Raw genomic sequence first — 1,594 nt, 5'->3', positions numbered from 1 at the left:
AAGGAGCGTAAAACTATACGTTTTACACTCCTTTTTTATTGGTTAATAAAAATTTAGTTTTTCAGTGACCTCGCAATGCGGTGGGTTATTTATTGTTGCTCACGGATTACAAATCCGCGAGAGCGGGTTAAAAATCCGCGAGATCGGGGTGCGAATTACAAATTTTTAAAAGTATAAGAAATTTTATTACTTTCAATCTGTCCAGTAAATAATTTATATTTCTTAAACTTTACTTTTTGCTTTTCTGTTAAATAGTTATAAATACTTTCGTCAGCACATAAATTAATTGATAAATCATATTTCTTATTATTTGTTAAAATATAATAATCATAAAAATAAGTATCTCCTCTTCTGATATTATAAACATCCAGCTCAATTTTAATATTTAATATTTCTTTAGGCTTTAGAGTAATTAAATTTTTATAGAGATATAAATTTCTTATTGCATCTTCCTGACTACTAAATTTATTTTTTTCTTTCCATTTGAAAATTCTATTCTTATTTTCCTGTTCAAGCTTTTTTAGCTTTTGATAATTCTTATCATCTAAAATATCTCCATGATAGCTTCTAATTGACAACTCCTCAATACTATTATCTACAATATCTTTCAACATTAATGTGGGAGCAAAAAAACTATACGGGTAATCTAAATTATTGAGATTACTACAAACTTCATCTGAATGATAAGCTTTGAATCCTTTTTGATCAAAAGGAACAATATAATAATCATTAGTGTTATTAGATATTGTTATCTCCATAACTGATTTTTTTTCATTTAAAAACTTAATTTTTAAATCAATCTGTGCGGAAAATATTCCATATAAGAAGAATATTACAGACATTATTATCTTTTTCATTCGATACTATTTTGGAATTGTTATAAATTTATTATAGAGATTAAGTAATGTTTTCATATTCTTATTAACTAAATCAACTTCATTTTGAGAATGTCGTAGTAATTCAGATGGAGAATTTGGTCCATGCATATAATAGGTGTAATCGCTAGCATTCATATTTCTTCGGGTATTTCCCCATTTTTCTTCCCAAGAATAGGATATTAACTCGGTAAAATAACCAAGGGCATTTCGCCCCATAGATCCTTTTGACCCAACAGTTTCATAAAAAATGTTTCTAAAATAATCGGTTATTGAATGGTTGGTTTCATGACCAATTACATATGCAAGTTCTAATACACTATCTATGTTGCCCACATTAAGTAATATTTTATATCCCTGCGATTGTCCGTCTACCATCCAATTATTTGTTTTTTCAAAAAAGATATTTGATTCGGCAGGCTGTTTGGCAACATAATTTAGAATTGATACAAGATCACTTATAGCACTTATTTTTGAAATTTTAGATGCGTCCTCAAATTTAGGCTTAGTATTAGCTGGATCTTTAAATCCCGCATTTTTTAATTGTTCTATGAAGGAAAACAAGGCACCAACTGAACCCCCATTTCCAAAAAAACCTTGAAGGAACTGAATCGTAGATGTGCCTGTGAAAGTCATTCCGCCAGTGCTACTTCCTCCACCGCCTGCTGCATCCTGCCATAACGACATCTGATTGCTGAAATTAGCTGCTCCCAAAGTAC

The 1,594-nt window shown here is 29.9% G+C and carries 2 protein-coding genes; both read right to left on the bottom strand.

What is annotated here, in order from left to right; genetic code table 11:
* Positions 1-155 precede the first annotated feature (155 nt).
* The gene (locus H6W52_RS21000; protein ID WP_116100165.1) at positions 156-857 is read right to left on the bottom strand and encodes a hypothetical protein; all 702 of its coding nucleotides are present in this window, start codon (positions 855-857) and stop codon (positions 156-158) included.
* 6 nt (positions 858-863) lie between these two features.
* Positions 864-1,594, bottom strand: a 731-nt coding sequence (locus H6W52_RS20995; protein WP_185216971.1) for a hypothetical protein, incomplete at its 5' end; no start/stop codon positions are given.

Source organism: Chryseobacterium sp. C2(2020), assembly GCF_014218915.1.
In the GTDB taxonomy this organism is placed as follows: Bacteria; Bacteroidota; Bacteroidia; order Flavobacteriales; family Weeksellaceae; genus Chryseobacterium; species Chryseobacterium mucoviscidosis.
The sequence above is the reverse complement of the archived record's forward strand: the minus strand, read 5'-3'. Positions and strand labels throughout refer to the sequence as shown.

Excerpts from the sequence above, each read along its gene's own strand:
- H6W52_RS21000 (WP_116100165.1), bottom strand. The coding sequence starts at position 857 with ATGAAAAAGATAATAATGTCTGTAATATTCTTCTTATATGGAATATTT.